The sequence below is a fragment of the Ruegeria sp. BE1 genome (genome assembly GCF_056538885.1).
Map to the genome: position 1 here is coordinate 156,914 of NZ_JBQFTY010000005.1, position 17,933 is coordinate 174,846.

Annotated in this window: 17 protein-coding genes; 10 read left to right on the forward strand and 7 right to left on the reverse strand. The window is 58.6% G+C overall.

Features of this window, described 5'->3' with window-relative positions:
- Positions 1–26 precede the first annotated feature (26 nt).
- From ACR0J5_RS15610 to ACR0J5_RS15635, 6 genes are all read left to right on the forward strand, one after another.
- Positions 27–1,244 (forward strand): ABC transporter substrate-binding protein, encoded by a 1,218-nt coding sequence (locus ACR0J5_RS15610; protein WP_480654948.1) that lies wholly within the window; start codon positions 27–29, stop codon positions 1,242–1,244.
- Positions 1,245–1,327: 83 nt separating this feature from the next.
- Positions 1,328–2,431: an ABC transporter ATP-binding protein gene (locus ACR0J5_RS15615; RefSeq protein WP_480654950.1), complete on the forward strand. Its 1,104-nt coding sequence runs from the start codon at positions 1,328–1,330 to the stop codon at positions 2,429–2,431.
- A gap of 15 nt (positions 2,432–2,446) precedes the next feature.
- Positions 2,447–3,799, forward strand: a complete 1,353-nt coding sequence (locus ACR0J5_RS15620; protein ID WP_480654951.1) for an amidase — start codon at positions 2,447–2,449, stop codon at positions 3,797–3,799.
- A gap of 47 nt (positions 3,800–3,846) precedes the next feature.
- Positions 3,847–4,749 (forward strand): polysaccharide deacetylase family protein, encoded by a 903-nt coding sequence (locus tag ACR0J5_RS15625; protein WP_480654953.1) that lies wholly within the window; start codon positions 3,847–3,849, stop codon positions 4,747–4,749.
- A 54-nt stretch (positions 4,750–4,803) separates the two neighbouring features.
- Positions 4,804–5,100 carry a hypothetical protein gene (locus tag ACR0J5_RS15630; protein ID WP_480654955.1) on the forward strand — a complete coding sequence of 99 codons (297 nt, stop codon included), beginning with the start codon at positions 4,804–4,806 and terminating at the stop codon, positions 5,098–5,100.
- On the forward strand, positions 5,101–6,075 hold the full coding sequence (locus ACR0J5_RS15635) for a CobW family GTP-binding protein (RefSeq protein ID WP_480654957.1): 975 nt from the start codon (positions 5,101–5,103) through the stop codon (positions 6,073–6,075). It abuts the gene before it with no gap.
- A 16-nt stretch (positions 6,076–6,091) separates the two neighbouring features.
- On the opposite strand, the gene ACR0J5_RS15640 is transcribed toward ACR0J5_RS15635, so the two are convergent.
- The 5 genes from ACR0J5_RS15640 to ACR0J5_RS15660 are packed head-to-tail and all read right to left on the reverse strand — an operon-like array spanning position 6,092 to position 10,354.
- Entirely contained in the window at positions 6,092–7,063 is a 972-nt protein-coding gene (locus ACR0J5_RS15640; protein ID WP_480654958.1) for a 5-oxoprolinase subunit C family protein, read from the reverse strand.
- Complete coding sequence (locus ACR0J5_RS15645; protein ID WP_480654959.1) at positions 7,053–7,928, reverse strand: 5-oxoprolinase subunit B family protein; 876 nt, start codon at positions 7,926–7,928, stop codon at positions 7,053–7,055. Before ACR0J5_RS15645 ends, ACR0J5_RS15640 begins: the two co-directional genes overlap by 11 nt.
- A 15-nt stretch (positions 7,929–7,943) precedes the next feature.
- Positions 7,944–9,311: an acetyl-CoA carboxylase biotin carboxylase subunit gene (locus ACR0J5_RS15650; protein ID WP_480654960.1), complete on the reverse strand. Its 1,368-nt coding sequence runs from the start codon at positions 9,309–9,311 to the stop codon at positions 7,944–7,946.
- Between the two features lie 3 nt (positions 9,312–9,314).
- Positions 9,315–9,551: an acetyl-CoA carboxylase gene (locus ACR0J5_RS15655; RefSeq protein WP_480654962.1), complete on the reverse strand. Its 237-nt coding sequence runs from the start codon at positions 9,549–9,551 to the stop codon at positions 9,315–9,317.
- 23 nt (positions 9,552–9,574) lie between these two features.
- Positions 9,575–10,354, reverse strand: a complete 780-nt coding sequence (locus ACR0J5_RS15660) for a 5-oxoprolinase subunit PxpA (protein ID WP_480654964.1) — start codon at positions 10,352–10,354, stop codon at positions 9,575–9,577.
- A 121-nt stretch (positions 10,355–10,475) separates the two neighbouring features.
- On the opposite strand from ACR0J5_RS15660, the gene ACR0J5_RS15665 reads away from it, so the two are divergent.
- Complete coding sequence (locus ACR0J5_RS15665; RefSeq protein WP_480654966.1) at positions 10,476–11,378, forward strand: LysR family transcriptional regulator; 903 nt, start codon at positions 10,476–10,478, stop codon at positions 11,376–11,378.
- A gap of 418 nt (positions 11,379–11,796) precedes the next feature.
- On the opposite strand, the gene ACR0J5_RS15670 is transcribed toward ACR0J5_RS15665, so the two are convergent.
- Positions 11,797–12,723: a LysR family transcriptional regulator gene (locus ACR0J5_RS15670; RefSeq protein ID WP_480654968.1), complete on the reverse strand. Its 927-nt coding sequence runs from the start codon at positions 12,721–12,723 to the stop codon at positions 11,797–11,799.
- A 92-nt stretch (positions 12,724–12,815) separates the two neighbouring features.
- Between ACR0J5_RS15670 and ACR0J5_RS15675 the strand changes: the two genes are divergently transcribed.
- The 3 genes from ACR0J5_RS15675 (at position 12,816) to ACR0J5_RS15685 (ending at position 15,154) form a co-directional block, all read left to right on the forward strand.
- Positions 12,816–13,700, forward strand: a complete 885-nt coding sequence (locus ACR0J5_RS15675) for an SDR family oxidoreductase (protein WP_480654970.1) — start codon at positions 12,816–12,818, stop codon at positions 13,698–13,700.
- An 81-nt stretch (positions 13,701–13,781) separates the two neighbouring features.
- A complete protein-coding gene (locus ACR0J5_RS15680) occupies positions 13,782–14,621 on the forward strand; it encodes an SDR family NAD(P)-dependent oxidoreductase (protein ID WP_480654971.1) in 840 nt (279 codons plus the stop codon).
- 104 nt (positions 14,622–14,725) lie between these two features.
- Complete coding sequence (locus ACR0J5_RS15685; RefSeq protein ID WP_480654973.1) at positions 14,726–15,154, forward strand: GFA family protein; 429 nt, start codon at positions 14,726–14,728, stop codon at positions 15,152–15,154.
- Between the two features lie 356 nt (positions 15,155–15,510).
- On the opposite strand, the gene ACR0J5_RS15690 is transcribed toward ACR0J5_RS15685, so the two are convergent.
- The gene (locus ACR0J5_RS15690) at positions 15,511–17,568 is read right to left on the reverse strand and encodes a DEAD/DEAH box helicase (RefSeq protein ID WP_480654975.1); all 2,058 of its coding nucleotides are present in this window, start codon (positions 17,566–17,568) and stop codon (positions 15,511–15,513) included.
- Positions 17,569–17,933: the final 365 nt, after the last annotated feature.

Here is a 17,933-nt window from a genome sequence, read left to right on the forward strand (position 1 = left end):
ACGACCGCAACACGGAGTAAACTGAAATGAGTACATATTCACGACGGAAATTCCTTCAGACAACCGCAGGCGGCGCGGCACTGGCCGCAGGTGGTATGCCGTTCATGGGTGCGCAACAGGCCTTTGCGGCAAATCTGGGAAATCAGGAACTGCGCACCGTTGGCCTGTCGGTGACGGTTCAGGAACGCATCCTGAACGATTTCCAACAGCAATCGGGCGTGGGGTCGGTCAATGGCAAGGCCGACATCTTCCCCAACACCCAGACCGAGATCCTGTCGGGCACCGATGCCTATGACTGTTGGGAAATCATCGGCGAACGTCTGGCCGCGATGGTGGCCACCGACAAGCTTGCCCCGGTCGCCGCAACCGACCTGCAGAACTGGTCGGGTATTCGCGACACATTCACCACCGCCTCGGATCGCTGGGACCGCAATCGCCAGATCGTCGGACAGATCTGGGAAGACGACAGCCAGACGCGCCTGAACATGGTGCCGACGGTCTATAACTACGACTCCATCGGGTACCGCCCCGATCTGGTGGATGCCGAAGAGGCGTCAACCTGGGCCGCGTTGTTCGACCCCAAGTTCAAGGGCAAGACCGGCCTGAACGTGGACCCGCTGATTGCCTTTGGTCAGGCCATTCTGGCGATGAACGCGCTGGGTCTGCTTGAGGTTGAAAACCCCGGCAACCCGGATGCGGGCGCTATCGAGGAAGCCTCGAAATTCCTGATCGCCAAGAAGAAAGACGGCCAGTTCCGCGCCCTTTGGGGAGATTTCGGTGAGCTGGTAAACCTGCTGGCCTCGGGCGAGATGATCATCGCGGATGCGTGGCAGCCGGCCGTCATGGCGGTCAAGGCGCAGGGCGTGGAGTGTTCCTATGCCACGATGAAAGAGGGCTATCGCGGCTGGTCCATCGGCGTCTCGCCATTGAAGACATCGCCAAACCTTGAGGCGGTGACGGCCTATGCCGATTACTGGCTGTCTGGCCCGCCCGCGATCGCTGTGTCCGAACAAGGGTATTACTCGCCCACCACCAACGTCAAAGAGGTGATGGATCCCGACAAATACGCCTTCTGGTACGAGGGCAAACCCTGGGTCGGCGAGACCGAGCGCGGCATCAAGGAAGGTGACCTGCGCGATGGCGGCTCGCTGGAGACCCGCGCCGCCAACGTCGCCTACTGGCACCAGTGGCCGGACGAGTACGACCTGCTGATCCAGAAATGGGACGAGTTCCTGTCGGCCTGATCCAAAACAGGGTTCAGCCGGGGTGACCTGGCTGAACCACATCCCCGATTTACCAGACTTCACATAAAAAGGGTGCAACGTCCTTGGCTTACGATCTGCAACTCAAAAACGTTGGCAAAGTCTATGACAACGGCACGCCTGCCGTCATCGACTTTAATCTGGACGTCGAAAAGGGTGAATTCATCGCCTTTCTCGGCCCATCCGGCTGCGGAAAGTCGACAACGCTGCGCATGATTTCGGGGTTTGAAAGCGTGACCTCGGGCGACCTGCTGATCCGGGGGCAGCGGATCAATGACCAGCCGCCGGAAAAGCGCCCAACCTCGATGATTTTTCAGAACTATGCGCTGTTTCCGCATATGAACGTGCGCCAGAACGTCCGGTTCGGCCTTGAGGTCAAGGGCTTTCCCCGGGATGAGGCCGACCGCAAGGTCGATGGTATTCTGGACAAGTTGGGCCTGCTCGACATCGCGGAGATGGCGACCAGCCGCCTGTCCGGCGGTCAGCGTCAGCGCATCGCGCTGGCCCGCTCGCTGGTGGTCGAGCCTGATATTCTGCTGCTGGATGAACCCCTTGGAGCATTGGACGCCAATCTGCGCAAAAGCATTCAGAATGAGTTGAAGCTGCTGCAGCGGGAACTTGGCATTACCTTTGTCTTCGTCACCCACGCCCAATCCGAGGCGCTGGCGCTGTCTGATCGGATCATCGTGATGAACGCAGGCAGGGTCGAACAGATCAGCCCCCCGCATGAGCTTTATACCCGTCCCACCAGCGAGTTCGTCGCGCGGTTTATCGGATCGAACACCATCATTCCCGGCACGGTCAAAGCCACCGAGGGCCAGACCATCACGCTGGACACACCCTTTGGCGCGATTTCGGGAACGAACCGGATCGACGTGGCGCATTCACAGGGCGAAGAGATGAGCATCGTTCTGCCCGCCGAAGCGGTTGAACTGATCCCCGCTGAAACCGATCAAAGCGCGTTGCACGGCACGTTCGGCGCAAACCTGATCCCCTGTCGGATCGAGCGGCTGCAGGTCATTGGCCACATCATGCAAATGCTGGTCCGGCTGGAAAACGGCGAGACCATCAATACCGAGGGGCATGTCGACAAATACCGTGGCCGCCTGTCGGTCGGCGCATCGGCCTATGTCGCCTGGCAGTCCAGCGGCGCGACGATGATCGCGTGATAGGGGCTGGATGAGATGACCAATCTGACCATCACCCAAATGGCAGCCGATCTAAGCGCCGGACGCACGAACCCGGTTGCCCTGTTGGAGGGCGTTTTTGACCGGGTCGAGGATCACAACGACCCTGCCCTGTTCATCGACCTGCTAAAGGACCGTGCACTGGCCGAGGCCGAAGCCTCGCACCTGAGATGGCGCGCGGGCATCCCCTCAAGCCCTGTCGACGGGGTGCCAACCGCTTGGAAAGACCTGTTCGACCTGAGGGGGCGTGTGACCACAGCCGGGTCCGTTGTCTTGAAATCCAACCCTCCGGCCACTGCCGATGCGCCGATTGTGGCACAGGCTGCGCGGGCGGGGCTGACCACGGTCGGGACGGTCAACATGACCGAGTTTGCCTATTCCGGCATCGGTCTGAACCCCCATTATGGCACTCCACGCAATATCCACGCCGCGTCGGATACGCCGCGCAGCCCCGGCGGATCATCCTCGGGTTCCGGCGCGGTGGTGGCCGCCGGGATCGTGCCGATGTCAATGGGATCGGATACCGGCGGGTCGGTGCGTATCCCGGCCTCGTTCAACGGGATTGTTGGGTACAAACCCTCGATGGGGCGCTATCCGATGGAGGGCGTGTTTCCGCTGGCGCAATCGCTCGACACAATCGGTCCACTTGCCAACAGCGTTGCCGATTGCGTGCTGATCGACGCGGTTCTGCGTGGCCTGTCCCAGCCGGAAATCAAACCGGCCGAGATTTCCAGCCTGCGCTTCGTCATCCCGGAACAGGTGGTTTTTGAGGGCGCAACCCCCGAGGTTCTGACCACTTTCGACGCCACCATCGCGCGTCTGGAAGGCGCGGGCGCCCGTGTGTCCCGCATTTCAATGCCGCAGCTGCAAGAGATTCTGGACCTTATGGCACGGCACGGTTTTCTGGCCGGGGCCGAAGCGCTGGCTGTTCATCAAGATCGGGTGAATGGCCCGGAGGCCGGGCAGATGGATGCACGCGTCGTCCGGCGGGTTCTGCAAGCCGCCCCGATGAGCGCGGTGGATCTGGTCATTCTGCAACAGGCCCGTACGCGGCTGATGGCGGAAACTGCGGCCCTGATCGGCGACAGCATCGTGCTTTGCCCCACCACGGTCACCACAGCGATGGAGATCGCTCCGCTTGAGGCGGATCAAGACATGTTTTTCGAACATAACGGACTGACGCTGCGCAACACGTCGCTGGGAAATTTTTTGGATTGGCCCGGCGTCTCGATCCCCAACGGAACGGACAGCAACGGCATGCCGACCGGCTTTTTGCTATCGGCCCCAAATGGCCGCGACCATGCCGTACTGGCGGCTGCGCTGGCGACCGAAGACATCATACGCAGCTGATTCAAATGACTAATTCGGAAACTTAGAATGCACAGAGGAGAAAAATCATGACCAAGAAAATTCTATGCGCCTTCGGGACGGATATCGACTCCGTCGCGGGCCAGATCGGCTCGTATGGCGGTGGAGATTCTCCCAACGATATTCAGCGCGGCATTTTCGCGACCGAGGTCGGTATCCCCCGCCTTTTGCGCCTGTTCAAGAAATATGAGATGCGCACATCTTTTTTCATTCCAGGGCATTCCTTGGAGACTTTTCCCAAGGAAATGGACATGATTGTCGAGGCCGGCCATGAGATCGGCGCGCATGGCTATATGCACGAAAACCCGGTGGCGATGACCCCCACGCAGGAAGAGGACGTGCTGGTCAAATCCATCGAGTTGATCAAGGGTCTGACCGGCGAAGCCCCCAAGGGCTATGTCGCGCCCTGGTGGGAAATGTCGAACGTCACCGCCGCATTGCTGGGCAAATACGGATTCTCGTATGACCACAGCCAAAGCTATCGCGATTTCCAGCCTTTCTATGCCCGCGTCGGCGACGAATGGAACGTGATCGACTATTCCAAAACCGCGGGTGAATGGATGCATCCGCTAAAACACGGCAAAGAGATTGACCTCGTGGATATCGGGGCCAACTGGTACGTGGATGACCTGCCGCCGATGATGTTCATCAAGAACGCGCCCAATAGTCACGGCTTTGTCAGCCCCCGCGATATCGAACAGCTTTGGAAAGATCAGTTCGACTGGGTTTATCGCGAGATGGAGTACGGCGTCTTCCCGATCACCATCCACCCCGATGTCGCAGGCCGTCCGCAGGTGTTGCTGATGCTGGAACGGCTGATCGACTACATCAACGGTCATTCCGGTATCGAATGGGTGGATTTCAACACCATCGCCGACGATTTCCGCGCGCGCTTTCCCTTCGACAGCGACAAGCGTCCCGAGGTCATCTGATCTTACCTGCCAGAGGGGCTATCCCTCTGGCATTTTCCCCAAGGAGAATACGCGATGTGCAGTGCCTGTGGCTTCCCCACCAAACCGGGCCATTGGACAGACGCTGGCGCTGATGCCGCCGGTGACAGGTTACAGCTGAAATTTCGCCGTGCCCGCATTCTGAACAAGATTCTGCAAAGCTATGGGCTTGCGGTCCATGATGATGGGCTGACACCCGGCATACAGTTGCGATCCTTCACCGGACGCACGGTGATCGTGCCCGATCTTGAGGCGGTCTGGTCCGAGGCCGAAGCCCAGACCGGAACCGCGCTTGATCCGCTGGACCCCCGCTTCCTGCACGCGGCGGCGTGAATGTCCGGGCCCGAGGTATCCACCGACACCAGAATGCGGCTGACCATTCTGGGCGGCTATCTGGGGTCGGGTAAAACGACATGGTTGCGTCATCAACTGTACTTAGGGCGGTTTGGCAGGGCACATATCTTGGTCAACGAGGCGGCCGAAACCCCGGTGGACGACACGCTGCTGCAACAGCATGCCTCGGGAATTGCCCTTCTGGCCGGGGGGTGTGCCTGTTGTGTCGGTAAGGCCGATTTGCTTGGCGCTCTGCGTCAGATTTGCAATGACCGCAGCCAGACCGGATCCACCAAGGCGCGCCTTGAACACATCGTGCTTGAGACCAGCGGGCTGGCCGATCCCGCCGCCATCGCGACGGCCATTCAAAGCGACCCGATGCTGGTGCATCACATCCTGCTGGACGAAATCATCGTGCTGGCAGATGCGGTCAACATCATTCAGCAATTGGGGACCGAGCATCTGGGGCGGGCTCAGATCGAAGCTGCGGACCGGATCATCCTGACCAAAGCGGACGTGCAAGCGCCCGGTGCGTACAGCGCGGTCCATGCGACGTTGAAACGGCTGAACCCCGGCGCTGCCATCTCCGCTGCTGTTCTGGGCGAAGAGATCAAGCCCGAGTTTGACGCCAACGCGGCCCCCATCGACATTCCCGCGCTGGCCGAACTGTCGCGATTACCCGCGATTGCGCCAACGCGCCTCAAGATCGACCCCTCTGTCGATTGGGCCGCGTTTTCCGTCTGGCTATCTGCGCTGCTGCATGCCCGCGGCGATGACATTGTCCGGGTGAAGGGCGTGTTTGACACCTCAGCGGGCTTTCTGCTGCTTCAGGGCGTGCGCAATTCGGTTCAGGCCCCCGAGATTCTGCCCCCCTCTGCAAACCGACGGGCCAATGAAATTGTATTCATTGGCCGCAATTTCGCGAAAGAGGACCTTGGAAAGTCGCTCAGCTATTTCGCGCTGAGTGGCGGGTGATCACACCATTGCGGGACTAACCCAGATGCGCCCGAACTGTGCGCAGCATGTCTTTGCGGGCGCGGCGGGCGGTCAGGGCCTGCTCCATATCAACCTGCCGGAATTTTACGGGTGTATGCGGTTGCAACTGTCCGATCAGGTCCATATCCGCCGATATGATCGCGCCCAGCGTAAAGTATCCGCCGCCCGACACCGCATCGCGATGCAGCACAATCGGCTCTAACCCGCCCGGCACCTGAATCGAACCATAGGAATAACACCCGTCCACGATATTCGACGGGTCGGCCCCTGCCCCAAAAGGCTGTTCGCGGTCGACAAACTCAAGCGGTTGACCGCCCTTAAAGCGATAGCCCATCCGGTCCGCCTCAGGGGCAACGGACCAGTTATCGTCAAAGAACCCCTGTTGCGCCGCCTCGGTCAGACGATGCCAGTAGAGACCCGGCAGAACCCGCAATTCGGCGGGCGTACCCGGCCCGCGGCGCAGGTTTTCGGGAATGCTGAACCCCTGCTCGATCACGTCAACCTCTCCGACCGGGATCATGTCACCGGCCTGAATGGCGCGCCCGTCGATCCCGCCCAACGCCCCGATCGGATAGGTCGAGCGGCTGCCAAGCGCGGGCGGCGTGTCAATCCCGCCGCTGATCGCGATATAGGCCCGCGCGCCGGATTTGAGAAAATCAAAGCTGAGCGTCTGGCCTTTTTTGACGGCAAAACCCGTCCATGTCGGCTGTGGTTCGCCATCGACCTTGGGCGGCAATTCGGCCCCTGTCACCGCGACCAGAGCGTCTTGCATGAATTCGATCTCGGGGCCCATGAAGACAATCTCAAGACCCGCCGCACCCTCGGGATTTCCGACCAGCATATTGGCGCAACGTAACGCGAACCGGTCCATAGCACCGCCAATGGGAATGCCCAAATGAAAGTAACCGGGACGCCCCAGATCCTGAATAGATGTCGACAAGCCGGGCGCAAGTACCTTAAGCGTCATTGAGAGCCTCCATCAGCTTGGCATTGGTGCCGGTCATGTCGGCGTTGAACGCATCCAGATCGAAATCGACCTGCGCGATCCGCGGCGCATAGGTGCCCGCCTCGACCTCGGCCAGAATCCGGTCGTATTCGGCGCGGTCGATAGGTTTCCATTTCACGATGTCGCCGGGTTTGAAAAACACCATGAAGTCCCGCAGATAGCTGACCTGCTGGGTGGGGTCGAAAATGGTCATCGGGGTGATCCCGAACATCTGATACCCCCCTGCCCCGCGCACGGAATAGATGCAGGAAAAACACCCGCCATAGCCCACTGTCTGTTTGGGCGTATCGGTCCGGGGGCGCAGGTACTTGGGCACTTGCAATTGCTTGTCGCGTTCGACCAACTGATACAGAAACGGCAGCCCCGCCACGAACCCCACCATCGACACGAACCAGGGCTGCGAATGGTGCGCCTCGATAAACGCCTCGGCACTGTCATAGCCGTTGATGCGCGCAGCATAGTCCAGATCGGTGCCATCGGGGTCCTGATGACGCTCGCGAAAGCGCATCAGGGTCTCATGCGTCCACGGGTCCTGATAATAGACCGGAATTTCGATGATCCGCGTTTTCAGATGCTTGTCGGCATCTTCGGCCTTGTGTTCCAGATTTTTGATCTGCTCCATCATCTGATCGGGGTGGATCACATCGGGGTCGAACTTGACCTGAAACGACGCGTTTGCCGGGCAGATTTCAGTCACCCCTTCAATATCTGCATCGCGGACGGCGTTGCTCATCGACAGGGATTTGAAGAAAGCGTCCAGCGACATCTCATCATCCATCTCGACATAGATGTGTTCGTCGCCACCGTAGGTATATCGTGTCTTCACGGTGCGTCTCCTTGGTTATGCCGGTACGGTCAGGTTGCCCGCGTCCAGCCACGGTTCCAGCCATTGGGTGTGAATGTCATCGGCCAGCACATTGGCATCCGCCGCAAGCGCCCGGTGCAGCGGGATGGTGGTTTTCAGCCCCTCAAGGCGCAGATCATCCAACGCCGCGCTCAGCTTTGCGATGGCTTCGGCGCGCGTGGGCGCATGGACGATCAACTTGCCCAGCAACGAGTCGTAAAAGGGTGGTATCTGATAGCCTTCGTAAAGAAAGTGATCGAACCGGATGCCATCCCCTGTGGGCAGCTGCATCTGACCGACCCGACCGGGAAAGGGCAGAAATTGCAGCGCCGGGTCTTCGGCATTGATGCGCACTTCGATCGCGTGACCGCTTCGGGTGATCTGGTCTTGTGTGACCGACAGCGCCTGATCCCCCGAAACCCGGATCATTTCCTGCACCAGATCCAGACCGGTGATCATCTCGGTCACCGGGTGTTCAACCTGAATGCGGGTATTCATTTCGATGAAAAAGAATTCGTTCGTTGCGCTGTCATAGAGGTATTCCAGCGTTCCCGCGCCAACATAGTTGACGGATTTCGCCAGCGCGACGGCGGATGCGCACAGACGGTCACGGGTTGCGTCATCCAGACAGACCGCTCCGGCCTCTTCCCACACTTTCTGGCGACGGCGCTGCATCGAGCATTCGCGTTCAAAACAATGCACCGCGTCGGTGCCATCGCCCAGAATCTGAACCTCGATATGTCGGGGCGATTGGATAGCGCGCTCCAGATACAAGCCCCCATCACCAAAGGCCGCCTGTGCCTCGGCCTGCGCCTGCGGGGCCATCTGCGCCAGCTCATCGGCACTCTGGGCAACACGGATACCCTTGCCCCCGCCCCCGGCTGAGGCTTTGATCATCACGGGATAGCCGACCTGTTCCGCTACGGCCAAAGCGTCCTCGGGGGTGTCGACACGTCCTTTTGAGCCCAGCACCACGGGAACCCCCGCCGCTTGCGCCGCCTGACGGGCCGAGACCTTGTCGCCCATCCGGTCAATCGTGTCAGCAGAGGGCCCAACAAAGCGCATCCCGGCGGCCTCAACCGCGCGGACGAAATCGGCATTCTCGGCAAGAAACCCGTATCCGGGATGAACGGCGTCGGCACTGCAGCTGCGCGCCGCTTGCACCATTGCCTTGGTATTCAGATAGGACTGCGCGGCTTGCGGTGGTCCGACACAGACCGCCTCATCCGCCATCCGCACCGCCAGCATATCGGCGTCAGCCTCGGAATAGGCCTGTATCGTGTGAATACCCATCCCTTGCGCCGCGCGGATGATCCGAACAGCGATCTCGCCCCGATTGGCAATGAACAAGCGCTTGATGGGCATGAGTCAGCCGTCCACCTGAGCCAGCGTCTGACCGGCTGTTACGGCGGCTTCGTTTTCCACCGAATAGCCAGCAAAGGTTCCGGCGACGTCTGATTTGATTTCTATAAAGGTCTTCATCACCTCGACCAGCCCGACCACATCCCCGATGGCCACAGCATCGCCTTTGGCCTTGTAAAGCGGCGCGTCGGGTGTTGCCTGGGTATAAAACGTTCCGGGCACGGGCGATTGTATCTCTGCCATCCGTTATCTCCTATGCGTGTCGATTACAGCGTCGCCGCGATTTCACCGGCGGTCGCGATCTGAATTCCGTTATCCGTCAGACCCTTGCGAATGGCGCGGCCCATCTCAAGCGCGCCGGGCGTGTCGGAATGAAAGCAGATCGATTCAAATGCGATCTCAAGCTCATCGCCCTCGACCGTTGTCACGGTACCGGTCTTGCACGCCTTGACGCATTTCTCGGCAACCTGCACGGGATCGGGGCGGCCGACCTGACGGGCAAAGACAATCGAGCCGCTGTTGTCGTAATCCCGGTCGGCAAAAAATTCACGGATCACAGGCTGTCCGGCGCGTTTCGCGGCGGCGTAGGTTTTGGATATCCCCATGCAGAACAACAGCGCATCGGGGCAGATCGCCTGCATTGTATCAACCAGCGCCTGGGACAGGTCTTCGTTCACCGCCGCCTCCATATACAAGGCACCATGCAGCTTTACGTGTTGCAGAGGCGCGCCATGACGACGCCCAAATTCGCGGATCGCCCCGACCTGATACACCACATCATTGATCAGCTCGGCCGGGTTCATATTGATGTAACGGCGCCCAAACCCCCTGAGGTCCAGATATCCGGGATGCGCCCCCAGACCTACGCCATACGTCTGCGCCAGTTTGGCCATCCGGTCGATAGAGTTCGGATCGCCCGCGTGAAACCCCGCCGCGATATTGGCCGAGCTGATGACCTCCATGATCTTGTCCTCGGGCGCATCGCTCAGCACCCAATGGCCAAACCCTTCGCCCATATCGCAGTTCAGATCGACGATCATCCGCATGCGTCCAGCCCTCCGTTTCAGACCGCAGGGCCATCATTGATATTTCTCGTGAAATTGGTATTTCTTTTTTTTGCTCAAGCATTATTAAAAAAACTGATGATGAATGGCGGGTTGTCCGACGATGAATTTCAAGCATTTGAAGTATTTCGTAGCCACCGCAGAAACCGGGCAGGTCAGCCGGGCGGCGCAGCTTTTGTCGATCTCGCAATCCGCCGTCACCAGCGCGATACGCGAGCTTGAGGCTATTCTTGGCACAACTCTGTTCACCCGTCGCGCACAGGGAATGGAGATGACAGAGGCCGGGCAGCAATTCCTGCAATCTGCGCGGGACATTCTGGAAAGGCTGGACGCGGCCCGTGTTCTGGACCAAAGGGATTCGAACATCTCTGGCGTGGTCAGAATGGCTGCGACATACACGGTGATCGGGTATTTTCTGCCCTATCATTTGGGACGCCTGAACCAGCTTTACCCGGGGCTGGACATCCAGATCGTCGAGCTGAACCGGCAAAGCATCGAGCAGCAGTTGCAATCCGGTCAGATCGATATGGCCGTGGCGCTGACCTCGAATATTCAAAACGAGATGGTCGAGACGGTGACGCTGCTCAAGTCCCAACGCAGGCTATGGGTCCCTGCAGGTCACCCGTTGGGCAATCAGGATCGGGTGGCGTTGCAGGATATCGCACGCGAGCCCTACATCATGCTGACCGTCGACGAAGCGGCGCATACCAGCATGAAATACTGGAATGCCAATGACTGCACCCCTGACGTGAAACTGCGTACATCATCGGTCGAAGCTGCCCGGTCCATGGTTGCCAACGGCCATGGCGTGACGATCCTGTCCGACATGGTTTACCGTCCCTGGTCGCTTGAGGGCAGACGGATCGAGACCGTCCAAACCAGCGTCGCAATCCCAACCATGGATGTGGGAATGGCGTTTCGCAAGCAGGCACGTCTGTCCGGCGCAACCCGGGTGTTGCGGGATTACTTTACGTCGTCTTTCCTGTCCCCAAAGCCCGCGTTCTGACAGTGCTTTCGGGTAGTGCTAAGTTGGTCGGCAGGTTCGATGAAGCGATGTCAGCGCATTGAGAACACTGACCAATATACCGCGCTTGAAGGGCTTTCTCTATCTTCGTGAGGTCACTGCATCCGCCGGGATCATCCACGACCAATTGACAAGTGACACCTTAACGAACCTGTAACCATGATCAGTGGCAAGAAACACCGGCTGGGGCAATCAGTCGAAGCAAATGCAAAAGCGGTATTTCCTAAAAAATGAGTTTCACAGCCTGACAATAGTGGTGCGGCAAGAGCCAGCACAATGGCATTGGAACCGTTGACGAAGTGGGGCAACTGGTTCTCCGCTGTTCCCACAGGTCCAAATCAGACGTCCTTACAAAGACAAAAGTATGCGCCAGCGGGGCCCTGCGGTCCGAACTTCAGAGCTATTCCAGGATGTCCTTTCTGGACAGGAGACCGGGAATGATTTCCTCGGACAGCTTGATCGCGGCATCAATGCGCGCCACCCGGCGCGCACCCGGTCGATACGTTAGAAACACCGGATGGGGTCGTACACGAAAGCCGGGCAAGCATCGCACAAGCTTGCCGGAGGTGACGAGATCACCGAGCATGAATTCGGGCACCAGCGCAAACCCCAGACCGTTCAGCGCCAGATCAAGCAGAATGTGGAAGCTCATCACCGCCACGGGACCCGTTACCGAGACTGCGGCTTCTTCTGCCGCAGATTCAAACTTCCAGACGGCACCCGGGCGATCCCCCCGGAACGTCAGGCAGGGCGCGTTGGCAAGATCTCTGGGATGCTTCAGCTTGTACTCGGCGCATTGTTGCGGTGCCGCAACAAGTATACGTCTGAACGACCCCATCTCACGCGCGATGAGACGATCATCATGGACCGTACCAATTCGAAACGCGATGTCGGTGCCGGGGTCCTGCATGTCGGCAAAGCCATAATCGGGCCGCATGACCAGAGTTAGATCCGGATGTTGCTGACGTGCGATTGGAAACAGTTTGGACGCGACAAGACCGCCGAACTCATGTGTTGCCGCAAGGTTGACCTGCCCTGATATGCCAACGCTTTCCTCGCGTGCGATATCTTCGATCAGGTCGATTTCAGCCAGAACCGAAGCAATCCGATGTTCAAGACGCTCGCCAATTGGCGTCAACTTGACCGAACGCGCCCCGCGTTCCAGCAGCTTTACACCCAACTGCTCTTCAAGCTGCGCGACATGCCGGCTGACACCGGATTTGGCGATCCCCAACTGATCTGCGGCCGCGCTTATCCCGCCGGTCCTGGCGACCGTTTGGAAACTTATAAGGGTGGGCAGACCCAGCGTTCTAATATCTTGAACCATAGATTCCGATTAATCCCACTGTTCCGAAATATTGGCAAGACGTATTTGTGTCTCATCAACGGCCCAAATCGGGCAGGAATGGAGATGAGAAGATGAATATCCTGATTACAGGTGCAAGCAGCGGCTTTGGCAAGCTGATCGTCGCCGAGCTGCTCAAGGCCGGTCACCAAGTGGCGGGCACTGTCCGCGATCCAAAAGGCCGCAACGCCGAGGCGGCGGATCTGTTGCGCGACCTGGGCGCGGAAATCGTCGACCTCGATGTAACGGATGACGCATCGGTCGAGGCCGGAGTGGCGGCGGCAAGCGACCGTCTGGGCGGTATCGATGTCCTGATCAATAACGCAGGCGTTGGCGTACATGGTCTGCAAGAGAACTTCTCGGCGGCAGATTTTCAGCGGGTTTTCGACATCAACGTCTTTGGTCCCCAGCGGCTGACACGCGCGGTTCTTCCGCAAATGCGCGAACGGGGAGAGGGCCTTATCCTGAACGTCACCAGCGTTCTTGGCCGCATCACCCTTCCATTCTATGGACCGTATAACGCAACCAAATGGGCGTTGGAGGCCGTCAGCGAGAACTATCGCGCAGAGCTGAGCCAGTTTGGTGTTGATGTCGCAATCGTTGAACCCTGCGGTTTCCCGACGGAATTCCATGGCAACCTGATCCTGCCAACCTCGACCGACCGCAATGAGGGCTATGGCGAAATGGCAGACGCGCCGGTTGCGGCACGCCAGCAAATGAATGAGTTCCTTGCCACCAATCCACAGCAAGACCCATCACTGGTGGCGGAGGCTGTTGTTTCTGTCGTTGACGCCGCTCCTGGGACGCGCCCGTTCCGTACCGAAGTGGACACGGTCGGCATGGGAGACCTTGTAAAACCAATGAACGATCTGGCGGCGACCAGTACTCAAGCCCTCTTCACAAACTTTGGCATGGCAGACATGCTGAAACTGAACGTGGCGGCCAGGAAAGCCGCCTGATCCAAAGGGCTGGCCGGGATTGGTCCGGCCAGCCGCCTAGCCTAAATTCGCTCTCTTGTTTTCCCGAAAAGGATGATCAACATGACACACCCCGCGTTTCAATCTTCATCCGTTGCCGTTGTCACCGGTGGCGCTTCGGGCATTGGCCTTGCCGCCGCGACCAGGTTCGCCGGAATGGGCATGAAAGTTGTCGCAGTCGACCGCAATGCCGACAAGCTGGCCGAAGCCGATGAGGCGCTGCGCGTCGCGGGTGCGGCAGACGTCATGACGTCCTCCACTGACGTCTCCGACCGTGTGCAACTTGAAGCTCTTGAAAAGGAGGTGACGGAACGTTTCGGCGGCGCGGATATCCTGATGAACAATGCTGGAATCGGTGGTCGGACGTCATGCCTGACCGCACCGGACGTTTGGGAGAAGATACTGGGTGTCAATCTTTGGGGCGCAATCCACGGCACGCAGGTGTTCGCTCCGGGCATGATCGAACGGGGTCGCCCCGGCGCAATCATCAACACCGGGTCCAAACAAGGGATCACGACACCGCCCGGAAACCCGGCGTACAATGTGTCCAAGGCGGGTCTGAAAGTCTTCACCGAGGCACTGGCGCACGAACTGCGAAACACCGAAGGCGCCCAGATTTCTGCACATCTGTTAGTGCCCGGCTTTGTGCACACGGCAATGATCGGAGCAGCCGAGAAGCCCCCCGCCGCATGGACAGCCGAGCAAACGGTCGAATTCTTCGTTGAAAGCGTGAACCGCGGCGATTTCTACATCCTGTGCCCGGACAACGATGTGCCCCGCGCGCTGGACGAAAAACGTATCGCTTGGGCCGTGGGCGACATGATCGAAAACCGCCCACCCCTCAGCCGTTGGCATCCTGACTATGCAGAGGCTTTCGCAGCGTTCATTGCACAGGACAGCTGAAACCGCGTCGCCTCGGGAAAAGAAACCTATAAAACCATGCCCGCATGGAAAACCAGCAACGTGAAATGGCTCTTGCCACCCTTATGCAATAGTTGGAGGGACAGATGACAACGCGAGGGTTTTGCTTGTGCAAAAAAACGCAATGGGAGTTTTATGGCGAAGTGACCTGGGCCTGCTACTGCCATTGCGACGACTGCCGCAGAAACTGCGCCGCACCGGTCGTCGCCTGGCTGGGTGTGCCAATCAGGAACTTTAAATGGATCGGACATGCTCCGAAGACCATCGAAAGCTCTAATGGCGTGTTCAGGCATTTTTGCAAAGATTGCGGATCGCCGATTGGATTTGAGGCCGACCATTACGCAGGGGGAATGCACCTATACGCAGCATCCCTTGAAAACCCTGCGGATTTCAAACCGACATTCCATGTGAACTATCAAAGCAAACTGCCGTGGCTTCAGATGAACGATGACCTCAAAAAATATGACGGGACATTGCTGCATGCTCCCGAGGATTTGAGCGACTACCGCTCATAAACTGATACTGTGGTTTTAGGACTCCGCACTTTGCAAACTGCACGACGGGTTGTTCGAGGTCTAGGACCATCCCCTTGGGTGATCTATTTTCAAATGTCAAAGCCTGTACAATTCGGCACATGAGGCATGCGGATCCGCTTTTTCGGGTTGTCTCTATTGCGGGTGTTGTATTGTAGGGAATTCCAACATCCATAGGGCTGAGAACTCGCGACGAATGTTCGGAGAGTGGAATCCGCCTGCAGCATCCTAACCCGGTTTCCAAGGCCTCCTTTTGGCCGCAAGTCGTGCCAAACCGCAATTCTCTCAAAAAGCACGCATGTCTTTTCCCATCGGCCCAACGATAGGTATCTGAACACTCAACTTCTCTTCGATGGCTTGCGGAAAGGTCTTGCCTCACCGCCCTTACCGTTTTTGCTTTTTGAACGCGGTGCGTTTGTGTCTTTGGTGTTGGTCTTGCGAGGCGCCTTTTGTGCTCTCAGAGACTTGGATGTATCGGAAGCGTTCGCATCTCGTTTTTGCCGCTTCTTGTCCTTGCCGGTGGATTGTGGTTTTGCCTTTCCACGCTCGCTTGACCGCGGCGCTGGCTCAGCTTTGGCCCGTTTCGGCTTGGCTTCGCTTGCTTGCTTGTTCGAAGTGCCAGCAGCGGATTTTCCTTTCCCCTTCGGACGCTCGGAACCAATACGGGTATCTTGGTCAGAACGTTGGGAGTCGCGCGCAGTTTTTGAGGGTTTGCCCGAACGCGGCCCCCGGCTCTTGGCAGCGTCGTCCGGTGAATAGGATGCTGCTGGCGGCCCTTTGGGAGAGGCGTCGAAATCCGGCGTACCCGCCAGCTCGGTCAGCGCCGCGCCTTGTTCGATGGTGAGGTCATCGCCCAATTCCAGTTTCATTGCAGGCACGGCGTCATTGGCAATCTCGACAAAGGTCTCTTGGTATTGAACCCGGATTGCGCCGATTGCGTCTTTGGACAGACCCGCGTTGCGGCAAAGCATTGGCAACAACCAACGCGGCTCGGCGCGCTGTTTGCGGCCCAGGGAAAGTGAGAACCACGTGCTTGGCCCAAACTCTGCGCGCCGGTCAGGTTTGTGTTTGCCGGCTTCCGGCACGGCACCCAATATCTCAGGTGCTGAGTTCCGCTCTCTGTAGAGGCGCAAATAGGCTGCGGCGATCTGCTCGGGTGTTCTGCCGCTAAGCAGCCGTTCTGCAAAAGCCGTTTCCTCGGGGCTTGGCGGCTCATCCAAAGCGGGATTGGAAATGATGCGGTCCTCTTCGCGTGCCAGCACTTCCTCTGCCGAGGGCGGCGTGCCCCATTCGGCCTCAAGCTTGGCCGTCTTTAGCAATCGTTGCGCCTTTGAGCGTTGCCGGCCTGGCACAATCAGGATGGACGTTCCCTTGCGTCCCGCGCGGCCTGTCCGTCCAGAGCGATGCAGCAGACTTTCCGCATTTGAAGGGAGATCTGCGTGGATCACCAACTCCAACCCCGGCAGATCGATGCCACGGGCGGCCACATCCGTTGCAACACAGACCTGCGCGCGCCGGTCACGCAGGGCTTGCATGGCATTGGAACGTTCTGTCTGGCTGAGCTCCCCCGACAGTGAGACGACAGAAAATCCCCGGTTTGAGAATTTTGCAGTCAGACGCGCAACCATGGATCGGGTGTTCGCGAACACGATTGCGGTCTGTGCGTCGTGATAGCACAGCAGATTGATGATCGCTTTTTCGATGTCCGACGGGGCCACGTTGAGCGCGCGATAGGTGATGTCCGAATGCTGCGCTTCGGCACTGCCGACCTTGATCCGCTGCGCGTCCTCTTTCTGGTAAGTCTGGGCCAGCTTGGAGATGCCCGGTGGCACTGTGGCCGAGAACATCAGGGTGCGCCGACTTTCAGGGGTTTGATCAAGGATGTATTGCAGGTCTTCGGCGAAACCCAGATCCAGCATTTCGTCCGCTTCGTCGAGAACGACGGTCCGCATATCGCTCAGGTCGATCACACCCCGTGCGATATGGTCGCGCAACCGACCGGGCGTGCCGATCACGACATGTGCCCCACGCTCAAGCGTCCTGCGCTCGGTGCGCGCATCCATACCGCCCACGGCCGACGCAGTGACGATCCCGGCCTCGGCAAACAGCCAGTCGAACTCTCTTCGAACCTGCAAAGCCAGCTCGCGCGTGGGGGCGATAACCATGGCCAATGGCGTCGCAGGCCGATCAAATCGACCACGCTCATCGAGAAGCTCTTTCGCCATCGCCAGCCCGAAGCCCACGGTTTTTCCGGAACCGGTCTGCGCAGAGACAAGCAGGTCTTTTCCTGCCAGTGCTTCATCTGAGACAGCCTTTTGCACGGGCGTCAAACCGCTATAGCCCTTTTTGGACAGCGCTGCGGATAGGGTTTTCGGGAGGGCAGAAAAATCTTGCATGGGTCACCAGATGCCGGGAAAGACCCGGCGATAGCGGTATTTGGTTCAGATGTATAGCCTGTAACGTACGCTCGTATGAGAATGTGGCAATCACAGGAGACAGACTCTCGCATCCGCTCGACCAATCGCCACTGTGTTTTACGTCTTGTGAATTCAGGCGGTAAGAATTTGTGGTGGCGTGAAGGTTCGGACTAACGCTTACTGCAGCGAAGCGTTGGACAGCACCGGCATGGTCAGGTTTGGGCCGCTGTCCAAGTCTACACCGCGCAAAGCGGCGGTAGCTCTATGTGTTTGTCGCGCAATGCGGCTTTGGAGCAGCTGATTGTCTGGTACTTGCAGCGTTGCCTAAATCGACTTCTATAAAT